This is a genomic window from Burkholderia sp. GW821-FHT14F03 (genome assembly GCF_058803765.1).
Map to the genome: position 1 here is coordinate 1 of NZ_JBXAPG010000050.1, position 14,044 is coordinate 14,044.

A 14,044-nucleotide genomic window follows, 5' to 3' on the forward strand; every position below is an offset into this window, starting at 1 on the left:
CCGCCGATCGTCGGCAGCGTCAGGTGTGGAGAAGAGACAGGCCCGCACCTCGGCGCGCGGCTGCGCGGCGCGATGCCGGCGGGGCTCGGCGACACGCTCACGGCGCTCGCGACGGCGCACGGCTGCACGCTGTTCATGGTGCTGCTCGCGGGCTTTCGCGTGCTGCTGCACGGCCTCGCCGGTCCCGGCGAGGCGCTCGTCGGCATCTCGGCGGCGGGCCAGAGCGCGGACGGCGAGGCGGCGCTGGTCGGCTGCTGCGTCAACGTGCTGCCGCTGCGGCTCGCCGATGCGCCGGAACAGCGCGTCGACGCCCTGCTCGCGGCGGTGCGCGGCGAGGTGCTGGACGCCTGCGATCATCAATGGGTGTCGCTCGCGGAGATCGCGGCGGACCTGGACCTGCCGCGCGACGCGGGACGTCCGTTGATCGACGTGCATTTCAACTATGACAAGGTCGAGGGGGGCGTCGGCTACGGGCCGCTCGCGGTGGCGTTCGAGACGAATCACGCGGGCGCCGCGCGTCGCGACCTGACCTGGAATCCGGTCGAGGTCGACGGGCAGCTCGCGCTGATCGTCGACTACGACGCGGACCTGTTCGACGCAGCGACGGTGGAGGGGTGGATGGACGACTATGCATGGCTGCTTGCGCGGATGGCGGCGCAGCCGGACCTGAGCATCGCGGCGCTGGCGTCCGAGCGCGCGGCGCGGCGCGCGCAAGCGCTCGCGCAACGCGACGGTGCGCGCCTGCGCACGGCGCGGCGGCGCGCCGGGGGGCCGGCATGAGCGGGGCGCTGCCGACGGGGCCGATGGGCGGCCCGGGGCTCGCGCGCCGCCAGGCGACGTCGCTCGCGGCGAACCGCTTCGTGGCGATCACGCGCCCGGTCGCGCCCGCGCGCCTGCCGCTCGTGGTCGAGGCGCAGCTGGCCGACCTGAGCCTGCCCGCGTGGGCGGCCGATCATCGCGACCTGATCGAGCGCGCGCTCGACGAAACCGGCGCGATCCTGTTCCGCGGCTTCGTCGCGCCGTCGGCCGAGGCGTTCCGCGCGTTCATGGCGGCCGTGTCGAGCGCGCCGATGGCGTATCGCTACGGCTCGACGCCGCGTCGCGAGGTGGAGCCGGGCATCTACACGTCGACCGAGTATCCGGCCGCCGAGACGATCCCGCTGCACAACGAGATGGCCTACGCGCGCGAGTGGCCGGCGCGCATCGCGTTCTGCTGCCGGGTGCCGGCCGCGCGCGGCGGCGAGACGCCGATCTGCGACAGCCGCGCGGTGCTCGCCGCGATTCCCGCCGCGACGCGCGCGCGTTTCGAGGCGCACGGCGTGATGTACGTGCGGCACTACCGGCCCGGCGTCGACCTGCCGTGGCAGCAGGTGTTCGGCACCGAGCGCCGCGACGAGCTGGCCGCCTACTGCTACGCGCAGGGCATCGAGCACGCGTGGCGCGACGACGGGACGCTGGCGACCTGGCAGGTGTGCCAGGCGACGCTCGCCCATCCGCGCACGGGCGCGCCGGTATGGTTCAACCAGGCGCACCTGTTCCATGTGTCGGCGCTCGCGCCCCCCGTGCGCGACGCGCTGCTGGCCCGCTACGGCGAGCAGGGCCTGCCGCGCAACGCGTGCTACGGCGACGGCGCGCCGCTGACGGCGGACGATCTCGCGGCGATCCGCGCGGCCTATGCGCGCGAGCGGGCGATGTTCGCGTGGCGGCGCGGCGACGTGCTGCTGCTGGACAACGTGCTCGCCGCGCATGGGCGGCAGCCGTTCGAGGGGCCGCGCGAGGTGGTGGTCGCGATGGCGGACCCGCGCCCATGACGGCGCGCGGCGCGCAAGCGCGGGGGGCCTGACGATGTGCGGCTTCGTGGGCTGCCTGGATCTGTACCAGCGGCGACCGGTCGACGAACCGGCGATCCGCTCGATGACGGCCGCGCTCACGCATCGCGGCCCGGATGCGGAGGGCGTGCTGATCGACGCGGGGTTCGGCGTCGGCTTCCGTCGCCTCGCGATCGTCGACATCGCGGGCGGCGACCAGCCGCTCCTGAACGAGGACGGTTCGCTCGTGCTGGTCTGCAACGGCGAGATCTTCAACGATCGCGAGCTGGCGGAGCGGTGGCTCGGCGGCCGCCATCGGCTCAGGACCCGCAGCGATTGCGAGGTGATCCTGCATCTGTACGAGGAGCTGGGCGACCGGCTGCTCGATCACCTGAACGGCCAGTTCGCGTTCGCGCTGTACGACCGCGAGGCGCGCCGCCTGCTGCTCGCGCGCGATCCGGTGGGGATCGCGCCGCTGTTCTACACGGTGGTCGACGGCTACCTGATCTTCGGGTCGGAGATCAAGGCGATCCTCAGGCATCCGAAGGTGCGCGCCGAACTCGATCCGGTCGGCCTCGACCAGGTGCTGTGCTTTCCGGGGCTGGTGAGCCCGCGCACGATGTTCTCCGGCATTCACGCGCTGCCGCCCGGCTGCGCGCTCGTGTGCGCGGCGGGCGCGCCCGTCCTCAAGCGCTACTGGGATCTCGACTATCCGGACGGCGCGGTCGAGCCGGCGCGCGATGTCGACGCCTACGTCGACGAGCTGGCCGCGTGCTTCGAGGGCGCGGTGCGCCGCCGGCTGCGCGCCGACGTGCCGGTCGGCGTGTACCTGAGCGGCGGGCTCGATTCCTCGCTGGTCGCGGCGATGATGCGACGCCTGCAACCGGACGCCCCACTGAGTTCGTTCGCGGTGGCGTTCGACGATCCGGCGGTCAGCGAGCAGCGCTACCAGCGCCTGATGGCCGGCACGCTGCGCACCGAGCATCACGAGATCCGCTTCGACGACGACGAGATCCAGCGCCGCTTCACGCAGATGATCTATCACGCCGAATGCCCGGTGAAGGAGACCTACAACACCTGCGTGCTCGCGCTCGCGGAGACGACGCGCGCGGCCGGGATCAAGGTGGTGCTCGGCGGCGAGGGCGCGGACGAGTTGTTCGCGGGCTATCCGGGCTACCGGTTCGATGCGTTCGCCGCGCTGTCCGAGGGCGGCGCGCGCGCGCCCGACGCGGAGCTGCGCTGCCGCGAGCGGCTGTGGGGCGACGCGACGGTCGGCTACGAGCGGCGCTATGCGGAATTCGCCGCGCGCCGCGCCGCGCTGTACTCCGACGCGCTGCTCGATCGCTTCGAGACCGACGGCGATGCGTTGTCGACGCAGCTGGCCGACCCCGCGCGGCTGCGCGGACGGCATCCCGTGCACCAGCGCTCGTATCTCGACATGAAGCTGCGCCTCGCGGATCACCTGCTCGGCGATCACGGCGACCACATGCTGATGGCGCATTCCGTCGAGGGCCGCTATCCGTTCCTCGATCGCGAGCTGATCGAGTGCGCGCGCCGCATGCCGGCCGACCTCAAGCTGCGCGACTTCGAGGAGAAGTACGTGCTGAAGCGGATGGCCGCGCGCTGGGTGCCCGACGCGATCGCGCGGCGCGAGAAGTTCGGCTTCCACGCGGCCGCGAGCCCGGCGCTGCTGCGCTCGGGCGCGGCCTGGGTCGACGCGCTGCTGTCGCCCGAGCGGATCCGGCGCGACGGCTATTTCCGCGTCGACACGGTCGAGGCGCTGAAGGCGCGCTGCCGCGCGCGCGACACCACGCTCGACCCGCGCCATGACGACGACATGCTGCTCGTCGTGCTGTCGTTCAACGTGCTGCTGGACACTTTCTTCTCCTGACGCCGCCGGGCCGGGCGGCGTCGGGCCGGCTCACGCCGCGACGCGCCGCTCGCGCACCAGCATGTAGCCGCGCAGGTTGCCGGTCTCGGCGTCGAACTGCTGGATCGTGCGCACGCGCCGCGCCGGATCGATCAGCGTGAAGGTCTCGGTGGCGAGCACCGCGCCCGTCCGCGCGAGCCGCACGTCGAGCAGCAGCACGTGCGGCGCGGCTTCCGTCGCGGTCATGCGGAACGTGTCGTAGGGCGCATCGGGGCTCGTCAGCCGCATCACGCCGGGCGCGAACGCATGGCCGAGGAAGCGCCAGAGGTCGGCGCGGCCGTCTTCGTAGGTGTTCTCGTTGGACTGCACCCAGCGTCCCGCCTCGATCCGTTGCGTGACGACGCAGGCATAGCGCTTGATTTCACGGCCTTCCGTGTCGAGGCACTGGAAATCGCCGTGCCAGACACCGGTCAGGCGGGGCAGCAGAGCGAATTCGTCGAGTGTCAGGGGCATCGTGTCGATCTCCGGAAGAGGGGTGGGAAGGCGCTTCATGCGGGTCCTCGCGTCATTCGAACAGCAGCACGCTCGGCACGCGCGTGGGCGCGGCGAGCCGCAGCATCTGGTAGCCGATCCCGGCCGTGCCCTGGAACAGGCCCGGGTTGCGCGCGCTCGCGGGCAGGTTGCCGAACAGCCGGAAGCCGCCGGCCGTGTCGGCGCGCGCGAGGATCTGCGCGGCGAGGCGGCCGGCCTCGTCGCGCGCGGCGTCGCGCCCGGGATGCAGGCCGGCCGACAGCAGCGTGTCGACGAGGCCGAAGCCGCCGCAGCACAGATGGTCGAGCGCGGGCAGGCCGGCCGCGCGCGTGGTGGCGAGCGCGGCGTCGAGTTCGGCGCGGGCCTCGCCGCCGGCGGCGTCGGCCCCCGCGTCGAGCGCGAGGCCGGCGGCGCGCGCGAGCCCGATTCCGGGCGCGCCGTGGCACCAGCTGAGCGCGAAGCCGGGCGGATCGTCGGGCATGCGGTAGTCGGGCCAGTTGCGCGCGCGCACGTCATAGCACGCGCGCTCGTAGGCGATGCCGTCGCGCGCCGCCGCGCGGTAGTCGGGCCGCGCGGTCGCCGCGTGCAGCCGCTGCAGCGCGTAGGCGATGCCGGCCGCGCCGTGCGAGAAGCCGGTCAGCGGGATCGGGCCGAGCGTGCGCCACGCGGGCGGGAAGCCGGGGCGCGCGTGGCGGCGCGCGAGCAGATGGTCGCCGCAGGCGATCGCGGCGCGCAGCACGGCGGCGTCGCCGGTCGCCTCGTGCAGCGCGAGCAGGCCGAGCAGCGCGCCGGCCGCGCCGTCGATCACGTCGAGCCGGTCGTCGGCGGCGATCAGGCTCGCGTCGATGCCGCGCGCGGCCGCGCGGGCGCTGTCGAGCAGCGCGGCGTCGTCGCGCCAGCGCGCGATCCGGGTCAGCGCGTAGACGATCGAGCCGAGCCCGCTCGCGCCGCCGAGGCCGAGCCGACGCGCGAGCGCGCGGCCGTGGGCCGGCGCGGCGTCGTTGAACAGGCGGCGCACCGGCGCGAGCGTATCGGCGAGCAGCGCGGCGTGCGGATCGCCGCCGTCGCCGCGCGCGTGGGCGAGCGCGGCGAGGAACAGCGCGATGCCGCAGCGGCCGTCGTAGAGATTGACGCCGACCGGTTCGAACTGGAAGCGCCGCGCCTTCGCCGCGTAGCGCAGGCCGAGCCAGGTCACGCGACCGCGCGGATCGCGCAGCGCGTGGCCGGCCAGTTCGTCGGCGAGCGCGCCGGCCTGGGCGATCAGTTGCGCGGCGGCGGGGCCGGTCGAGGCGGGAGCGGGAGCCTGCGCGGGGCGGTTGAGGCTGCCGCGGGCGTCGGCATCGGCGGAGCGCGCGGACGCGCCGTGGTCGTGACGCGCGGAGCTGGCGAGGAAACTGCCGCGTATCAGCGCGAGCTGCAACGCGAGGTCGGTTTCGTCGAGCCCGCGCAGCCGCTCGATCACGCGCGCGACGCCGGTACCGTCGAAGGCGTCCGGGAGCGGCGCGTCGACGCCGGCTTCGAGCGCCTGCGAGCCGCCCGTGGTGCCGAAGTAGGGAATGTCGAGCCGTTCGAGCGCGCGGGTTTCGGCGTCGAGCGCGGGCCACAGCGGCCCCGGTTCGGCGGCCGCGACGAGCGGCGCGCTCAGCCGGTCGAGCTCGATGCTGCGCTCGACGCCGTCGCGCAGGTGTTGCGGCAGGCCGGCCTGTTCGAGCGCCGCGCCGTACACCTCGGTCGGGCGCAGCAGGAAGCGCACCGGCAGGTCGTGCAGCGTCGCGAGCCAGCCGGCGTCGTCGAGCAGCGTCGCGCGATGGCGCGCGAGCAGCCGGTATTGCGCGGCGAAGCCCGCGCACAGGGCATCGACATGGTCGGCCGGCGTCGCCGGCCGGCCGGCGAGGGACGGCAGGTTGTCGTGGGCGGGCAGGCTCGCGTCGCGCGGCAGCAGCGCGATGCGGTCGGTGTTGACGCCGCTCCAGCCCAGCGCCTGCCAGGGCGCGGGCTGGCTCGCGCCGCGCCCGAGGCCGCTGATGTCGTAGGCGATGCGCGCCTCGGCGTCGAACGACCAGCGCGGCAGCAGGCCGCTGCGCAGCACCGAGTCCGCGAACGCGCGCGCATCCTCGTCGAGCGGATCGGCCGCGCGCTGCGCGGCGGCCGCGGGGCGCGGATGCATGAGGGTCTCGGTGTCGACCAGCACCGGATGCTCGCCCGCGGCGATCAGGTTTTCGCTGTGCAGGTCGTTCGCGTCGAGCGCATAGGCGAGGCACAGCAGCATGCCGGCGCGCCGGTAGAAGCGATCGAGCGCGGCGCGGTCCGCGCAGGGCCGCGCGCTCGCGCAGGTCAGCGCCCAGCCGTACGCGCCGCGATCGAGGTGGTCGAGGGTGGCGTGCGCGGGCGTCGCGCCGAGCGCGTTGCAGCGCGCGAGCAGCGCGTTGAACGCGATTTCCGGCGCGACGCTGCGCGGCTTGTAGACCACCGCGCCGCCCTGCGCGAAGCGCACGATCTTCACCGCGCGGCCGCCGTGATGCGCGTCGGACAGATCCTGGCGCAGCGCGGTCACCGGGCCGGGCGCGCCGCCCGCCGCGCGGCGCAGCGTGTCCAGGTCGGCCGCGAGCCGGTGCAGGAATTCCACGAGTTCGTCGCGCCAGTCCTCGAGCGCCGTGACGATCAGGCGGGCGAGTACCGGATAGGTGTCGAACAGCGCGGCATAGCCTTGCGCGCAGTGCAGCGCGACGAAGCGGCGATGCCAGTGGTCGGGGGGATCCTCGTCCAGGAACGGCAGGGGCAGGTTCAGGTGCGCGGGCCGGTCGGTCGCGAATTCGAGGCCCAGCGTGCGGCCCGCGAGGTCGGTCACGCGGCGCAGCAGCGCGCGCTCCGCATCGAGATACGCGGAGGGCGCGAACCAGTCCGACAGATCGCCGCCCGATGCGGCGCGCAAGGGCGCCAGCGCGTCGCGCAGCTGTTCGCGCGCCAGCGCGAGCGCCGGCAGCCACAGCGCCTCGAACGGCAGCGGGTCGTCGGGATCGAGCGCGAATCCGAGCGGGGTGGGCGCGCTCGCGAGCGGGGAAGGCGCGACGCCCGGCGCGTCCTGGACGAACGCGCGCGCCGCGCGCTGCAGCGCGCCGAACGTCGCGAGCCACGCCGGCAAGGTCGACGGCGCGGGCAGGCCGGGCGCGAGCGCGGCGAGCGCCGTGGCCGGCGCGATGCCGCTCCAGGCGAGCCGGCGCGTGAACAGCGCGGCATCGTCGCCCGCCACCGCCCGACGCCAGCGCGCGAGCCGCGCGGCCGCGACCGGCTGGTCCGCCGCCGGACAGCTGAAGCCGCTCGCCGCGGCGAAGGCGAGACGTTCGGGCAGCGAGCGGGCGCGCGCGGCGAGCTGGCGGAGCGTGTCGGGTCCGGTCATGGCCTGGTCATCCGGCAGAGGTGCATCACGCCCGATTTCCGGGCGTCTCTTCAATCCTTCATTTTCATTCATTGCGAACAACCCATTTGATTATTCATTGTTATGAAATCAGAACAATCGAGGCGATCATTTATTTGATTGATTTTTAAATGGGGTAATAACCGGTTGCCCTGGTTTTAATGAACTGGGATTATAGGCGCGCCTTGGGTGGCGCGCGCCGGTTGTCGGACGGGATTTATGCTGATACGCTGGCTGCGCGCGGGGAGCGCGCAAAAAAAAGCAGAGGGCGGGGTGGTGCGGGTAATGGATTTTCCGTCTATTTTCCTTGACCGGAGCCTGGTAATGATTTTGACCGGCGTAATGCGTAATTGCTTTATTTCGAATAAACCCATTCAATTATTCCAGCGCGGCGATCGCAGGCGAGCCGGGGCCGGTTCGTGATGGCCGACGGATTCGGCCTGTCCCCCCAGCAGCGCCGGGCATGGCAACTGGGCGCGGGCGCGCCGGCGTCGCCGTATCGGGTGTGCGCGACGCTCGCGGTGCGCGGCCCGCTCGATGCCGACGCGCTGCAGTCCGCGTGGCGCGCGATCGTCGCGCATCAGGAAATCCTGCGCACCGTCTTTCACTGCCCACCGGGCCTGACCGTGCCCTTGCAGGTCATCGGCGAAACCGGCCCGGCCGCGTCGTGCGGCCCTGACGACACGGCGCCCGCGCGCGCGTGGCAGGCCTTGCGCGATGCGCGCTTCGAGGTGGGCGCGAGCGCGCCGGTCCAGGCGCGGATCGTGACCGTATCGCCCGGCGAACATCGGCTGATGCTCGCGGCCTCGGCGCTGTGCGCCGATCCCGACAGCATCGCGGCGCTGGCCCGCGCGCTCGGCCGCGCGCTGAGCGGTGAGGCCGGGCCCGAGGTGGTCCAGCAGGCGGATTACGCGCAGTGGCAGAGCGAGTTGCTCGCTTCCGACGATTGGGCGGCGGGGCGCGCGTTCTGGCGCGACACGCTGCGTCGCGCGGCCGCCGCGCCGCGCGCGCTGCCGCTCGCGCATCGCGCGGCGGCGGAGGCCGGCTTCGCGCCCGCCGAACGGGCGCTGAGCGTGCCGGCCGGGACGGTCGACGCGCTGCGCGCTGCGGCGGCGGCGTGGGGCGTGTCCGCGCGCGCCTGCGTGCTGGCCGCGTGGCTCGCGACGCTCGCCCGGCTCGGCGGCGCCGACGCCGTGGCGATGGGCGTGCTGACCAACCTGCGGCGCTTCGATGAATTGGCGGAAGCGATCGGGCCGTTGTCGAAGGTGCTGCCGGTCGTGCTGGAGGTCGACGCGGACGCAGGCTTCAGGGCGTTGGCCGAGCGCGTCGAGACGGCGCTGCGGGACGCGGCCGGGCAGGGCGACTGCTTCGCCTGGGACCCGGCGGACGACGCGCCGTCCTGCATGCCGGCGGGCTTCGATTTCCTCGCGCCCGAGCCGGCGGCGCACGGCGACGTGAGCGTGCGCGTGACGCGCGTGCGCGGCGCGATCGAGCGTTTCCAGATACAGCTGTCGTGCGTGATGGAGGCGGCCGGCGGCGTATGCGAGGCCGTGTTGCAATACGACGCCGGCTGCTTCGGCGAGGACGACGTCGCGGTGTACGGCGACGTGTTCACGCGCCTGCTCGGCGCGGCCCTGCAGCAGCCCGACGCCGCGCTGGACACGCTCGCGGGTCCGCCCGACGACGCGCTCGCGCCGCTGCGCGATGCGCTGCGCGCGTATCGCGCGCCGCCGGCGGACGGGCCGGGCGTCGACGTGCGGATCGCGGCCGCCGCGCACGACGCGCCCGAGCGGACCGCGGTGATGTGCGACGGCGAGGCGCTGACCTATCGCGAGCTCGACGCGCTGGCGAACCAGTGGGCGCGCCGCCTGATCGCGCAGGGCGTCGAGCCGGGACAGATCGTGCTCCTGATGGTCGAGCGCTCGGTGTGGCTGCCGGTCTACCTGCTCGCGATCATCAAGGCGGGCGCGGCGTATCTGCCGCTCGACGCCGACACGCCGGCCGGCCGCGTCGAGCAGGTCGCGGCCGCGACGGCGGCGGTCTGGCTGCTGACCGACGTCGCCACCGCGCCGGACACGCTGCGCCGCATCGCGGCGGGCGACGCGCGCGCGGCGGTCGCCGCGTTCGATGCGGCGCCGCTGAGCCGCGCGACGGCGGGCGCGCTCGCCTACGTCGTGATGACCTCGGGGTCGACCGGGCAGCCGAAGGGCGTCGCGATCGAGCATCGGCAGCTCGCGCACTACGCGGACGGCGCGATCGCCCGCCTCGCGCTCGCGGGCTGCGCGAGCTTCGCGCTCGTGTCGAGCGTGGCGGCCGATCTCGGCTACACGATGCTGTATCCGGCGCTGCTGCTCGGCGGCCGGCTCGTGATCGCGGGCCGCCGCGACCGGCTCGACGCGGGCGCGCTCGCGCGCCGTTTCGAGGAGGCGGGCGGCATCGACTGCCTGAAGATCGCGCCGAGCCACCTGGTTGCGCTGCTCGACGCGAGCCCCGCGCCGGCCGCGCTGCTGCCGCGCGCGCGGCTGATCCTCGGCGGCGAGGCCTTCGAATTCGCGCTGGCCGCGCGGCTGCGCGCGCTCGCGCCCGACTGCCGGCTGTTCAATCACTACGGCCCGACCGAAACCACGGTCGGCGCGCTCGCGGGCGAGCTGCCGGCGGATCTCGCGGCATGCGCGTCGGCGACCGTGCCGCTCGGCGCGCCGCTGCCCGGCGTGATCGCCTATGTGGCCGACGCGGCGCTGCGCCCGGTCGCGGACGGTTGCGTCGGCGAGCTGTGCATCGGCGGCGGCGGCGTCGCGCGCGGCTACCAGCACGCGCCGGAGCAGACCGCGGCGCGCTTCGCGACGCTCGCGCCGCTCGGGCCCGACGGCCCCGCGGCGCGCTTCTACCGGACGGGCGACCGCGTGCGCCGGCTGCCCGACGGCAGCATCGAGTTCGTCGGCCGCGCCGATCGACAGGTCAAGCTGCACGGCTTCCGGATCGAGCTGGGCGAGATCGAGGCGGCGGCGCGCACGCATCCGCGCGTCGCGGAGGCCGCGGCGCTCGTGCGCGACGTGACGTCGGGCCACGCGGGCCTCGTGCTGTTCTTCAGCGCGCGCGGCCGCTGCGACGCCGACGACGTGCGCCGTCATCTGCGCGAACGGCTGCCCGCGCACATGCAGCCGTCGCGGCTCGTGCGGCTGGACGCGCTGCCGCTCGCGCGCAGCGGCAAGATCGACGCGCGCGCGCTCGCCGAAGCGCCGCTCCCGGCGGCGGACGCGGCCGGCCACGTCGCGCCGCGCGATGCGACCGAAGCGCGGCTCGCGGCGATCTGGGCGGAGGTGATCGGCGTCGCGCAGGTCGGCGTGCACGACGACTTCTTCCATCTCGGCGGCGATTCGATCCTGGGCATCCAGATCGTCGCGCGCGCGAACGACGCCGGCTTGCGCGTCAGCGTGCAGCACCTGTTCGAGCAGCGCACCATCGCGGCGCTGGCCGCCGTCGCGCTGCCGGCCCAGCCGATCGTCGCGGAGCAGGGCGCGGTGGCCGGCCCGCTGCCGCTCACGCCGGTCCAGCACTGGTTCTTCGAGCGCCTGCCGCCGACGCCGTCGCACTGGACCATGTCGCTGCTGGTCGAGGCGGAAGCCGATCTCGACGTCGCGCGGCTCGAACAGGCGCTCGCGCACACGATCCGCCATCACGACGCGCTGCGCATCGCGTTTGCCGAAGCGGACGGCCGCTGGCGCCAGGTCAACGAGGCCGAGGTCGCGCCAGGCGCGATCGACGTCGTCGACCTGACGGCATTGCCCGAAGGCGCACGCGCCGCCGCGCTCGACGCGCACGCGAGCCGCGTGCAGACGAGCCTCGACCTCGCGCGCGCGCCGCTGCTGAAGATCGCGGTTTACCGGCTCGGCGCGGCGCAGGGCGTGCGGATCCTGTTCGTCGCGCATCACCTGGTGATGGACGCGGTGTCATGGCGGCTGCTGACGGAGACGCTGCGCGAGGCCTACGCGGCGCTCGCGGCCGGCGCGCCGGTCGCGCTGCCGGCCAAGACCTCGTCGTACCGGCACTGGGCGCATGCGCTGGCCGCCTACGCGGCCTCGGACGACGCGCGGCATGGCGCGGCGCAGTGGCGCGCGCTCGCGGGCGATGCGCCCGCGCCGCTGCCCGTCGACCTGCCGGGCGGCGCGAACACGGTCGGCGCGGCCGCGACGGTCGAGGTTGCGCTCGACGCCGACACGACCCGCGCGCTGCTGCGCGACGTGCCGATCGCCTACCAGACCCGCATCAACGATGCGCTGCTGACCGCGTTGGCGCGCGCGCTGTGCGGCTTCACGGGCGGCGAGACGGTGTGCGTCGAGCTGGAGGGGCACGGGCGCGAGCCGTGGTTGCCGGATGTCGACTGCTCGCGCACGCTCGGCTGGTTCACCGCGCGCTGGCCGCAATGGCTGCGCGTCGCGCGCGGCGACGACATCGGCGCGGCGCTGCGCGTGGTGAAGGATCAGCTGCGGCGCGTGCCGGACGGCGGCATCGGCTACGGCGTGCTGCGCTACCTCGCGCCGCCGGCGCTCGCGGCCGAATTCGCCGCGTGGCCCGAGCCCGAGGTCGGCTTCAATTATCTCGGGCAGGTCGACCAGATGTTCGCGGCGGGCGGCTGGCGTCTCGCGACCGGCGCGACCGGGGCGGAGCGCGCGCCCGAAGGCGTGCGGCGGCAGCTGATCTCGATCGACGCGATGGTGACGCGCGGCGTGTTGCGGATGCGCTGGACCTATGCGGGCGCGCTGTTCCGGCGCGCCACGATCGAGCGGCTCGCGGCGCGCTGCCTGGAGGCGCTGCGCGAGATCGTCGCGCATTGCGCGGCGGAGCTGCACGGCGCGTACACGCCGTCCGATTTCCCGCTCGCCACGCTGACGCAGGCGCAGCTCGACGCGCTGGCCGCGCGCTATGCGCGCGTCGAGCCGGGCCGGCTGTCGAATCTGCAGCAGCTCGTGAAGCTGCACTACCTGCTGGAGGACTACCGCGAGGAGCAATACCAGCAGATGCTGCGGCGGCTCGCGATCGAGGACATCTTCCGGCTGTCGCCGCTGCAGCAGGGGTTGATGTTCGACATCCTGTACGCCGACGATCCGTCGCTGTACAAGGTGCAGAAAGTGTTCGCGCTCGACGGCCCGCTCGATCCCGCCACCCTGCAGGCCGCCTGGGCCAAGGTCGTGGCGCGCCATCCGAGCCTGCGCACGGTGTTCGTGTGGGATGGGCTCGACGCGCCGGTGCAGATGGTGCTGAGCCATGTCGACGTGCCGTGGCGCGCGCTCGACTGGTCGGCGCTGCCCGCGGCCGAGCGCGACGCGGCGCTCGCGGCGTGCTGCGCGCACGAATGGGCGCAGCCGCTCGCGTTCGACACGCCGCCGCTGATGCGGCTCGCGCTCGCGCGCATCGCGCCCGACCGGCACCTGCTGGTGTGGACCCACCATCACCTGATCCTCGACGGCTGGTGCAATTCGGTGCTGTTCCGCGAGCTGTTCGAACACGTGCTCGCGTTGCAGACCGGCCGTGCGCACTATCCGCCCTTGCCGGGCCGCTATCGCGACTATGTCGCGTGGCTCGCGCGCCGGCCCGCCGGCATCGACGCCGCGTACTGGCGCGCGGCGCTCGACGGCCTGCCCGCGCTCGCGCATGCGCCGCTCGCGTTCGCGCGCGCGGCCGGCGAGGCGGCGCGCGACCCCGCGCCCGGGGGCGCGCCCGACAACTTCGGATTCCGGATCGACGCCGAGGCGACCCGCGCGCTGCAGGCGCTCGCGCGGCGCGCGGGGCTGACCGTCGGCGCGCTGCTGCACGCGGCCTGGGCGCTGGTGCTGTGGCGGATCGGCGGCTCGCGCGACGTGGTGTTCGGCGTGACCGTGGCGGCGCGGCCCGCCGAGCTGCCCGCGATCGAATCGATCGTCGGCCTGATGATCAACGTGCTGCCGCTGCGCGTGAGGGTCGAGCCGGAGCGCATCCTGGCCGACTGGGTGCGCGACGTGCACGACCGCCAGACCGCGCTGCTCGACCACCAGTACGCGTCGCTCGCCGAGATCCGCCAATGGGCCGGCGTGGAGCCGGGCCAGCCGCTGTTCGACAGCCACCTGAGCTTCGAGAACTACCCGGTCGACGACGACCTGCGCGCGGCGGCGCGGCCGCTGCGCATCGCCGAGGTGCATTCGTCGTATCACAGCGCGTTCCCGCTCAGCATCACCATCGAGCCGGGCGAGGCGTTCAGCGTCGACGTGAACTACGACCCGGCGCGCTTCGCGCGCGCCGACCTGCTGGCGGTGTTCGCGCGCTGGCGCGACCTGCTGCACGCGCTGCCGGCCGCGTTCGACCAGCCGGTTTCCGCCTGCCCGTTCGACATCCCCGGTGCGCGGCCGCTGGCCGCCGCCGTCACCGATTCCGAGGTCTAGCCAT

General features: G+C 74.1%; 7 protein-coding genes. 5 read left to right on the forward strand and 2 right to left on the reverse strand.

Translation table 11 applies throughout. From position 1 onward, the window contains the following. From AC1RQF_RS27265 to asnB, 3 genes are all read left to right on the forward strand, one after another. A partial coding sequence (locus AC1RQF_RS27265; RefSeq protein ID WP_492873358.1) for a condensation domain-containing protein occupies window positions 1–780 on the forward strand: 780 nt, incomplete at its 5' end. Beyond that, window positions 777–1,811 carry a TauD/TfdA family dioxygenase gene (locus AC1RQF_RS27270; RefSeq protein WP_273996394.1) on the forward strand — a complete coding sequence of 345 codons (1,035 nt, stop codon included), beginning with the start codon at window positions 777–779 and terminating at the stop codon, window positions 1,809–1,811. The genes AC1RQF_RS27265 and AC1RQF_RS27270, both read left to right, overlap by 4 nt. Window positions 1,812–1,857: 46 nt before the next feature. Then, window positions 1,858–3,699 (forward strand): asparagine synthase (glutamine-hydrolyzing), encoded by a 1,842-nt coding sequence (gene asnB / locus AC1RQF_RS27275; protein ID WP_492873359.1) that lies wholly within the window; start codon window positions 1,858–1,860, stop codon window positions 3,697–3,699. A gap of 30 nt (window positions 3,700–3,729) precedes the next feature. On the opposite strand, the gene AC1RQF_RS27280 is transcribed toward asnB, so the two are convergent. Both AC1RQF_RS27280 and AC1RQF_RS27285 read right to left on the reverse strand, forming a co-directional pair. Further along, window positions 3,730–4,230 (reverse strand): hypothetical protein, encoded by a 501-nt coding sequence (locus AC1RQF_RS27280; protein ID WP_492873360.1) that lies wholly within the window; start codon window positions 4,228–4,230, stop codon window positions 3,730–3,732. Between the two features lie 13 nt (window positions 4,231–4,243). Continuing rightward, window positions 4,244–7,606 carry a type 2 lanthipeptide synthetase LanM family protein gene (locus tag AC1RQF_RS27285; protein ID WP_273996391.1) on the reverse strand — a complete coding sequence of 1,121 codons (3,363 nt, stop codon included), beginning with the start codon at window positions 7,604–7,606 and terminating at the stop codon, window positions 4,244–4,246. Between the two features lie 237 nt (window positions 7,607–7,843). Here AC1RQF_RS27285 and AC1RQF_RS27290 point away from each other — a divergent pair, with 237 nt between their 5' ends. Then, window positions 7,844–8,047, forward strand: coding sequence for a hypothetical protein (locus AC1RQF_RS27290; RefSeq protein WP_273996390.1), 204 nt, complete (start codon window positions 7,844–7,846; stop codon window positions 8,045–8,047). Then, on the forward strand, window positions 8,047–14,040 hold the full coding sequence (locus tag AC1RQF_RS27295) for an amino acid adenylation domain-containing protein (protein WP_492873361.1): 5,994 nt from the start codon (window positions 8,047–8,049) through the stop codon (window positions 14,038–14,040). The genes AC1RQF_RS27290 and AC1RQF_RS27295 overlap by 1 nt, the downstream gene beginning before the upstream one ends. Window positions 14,041–14,044 lie beyond the last annotated feature (4 nt).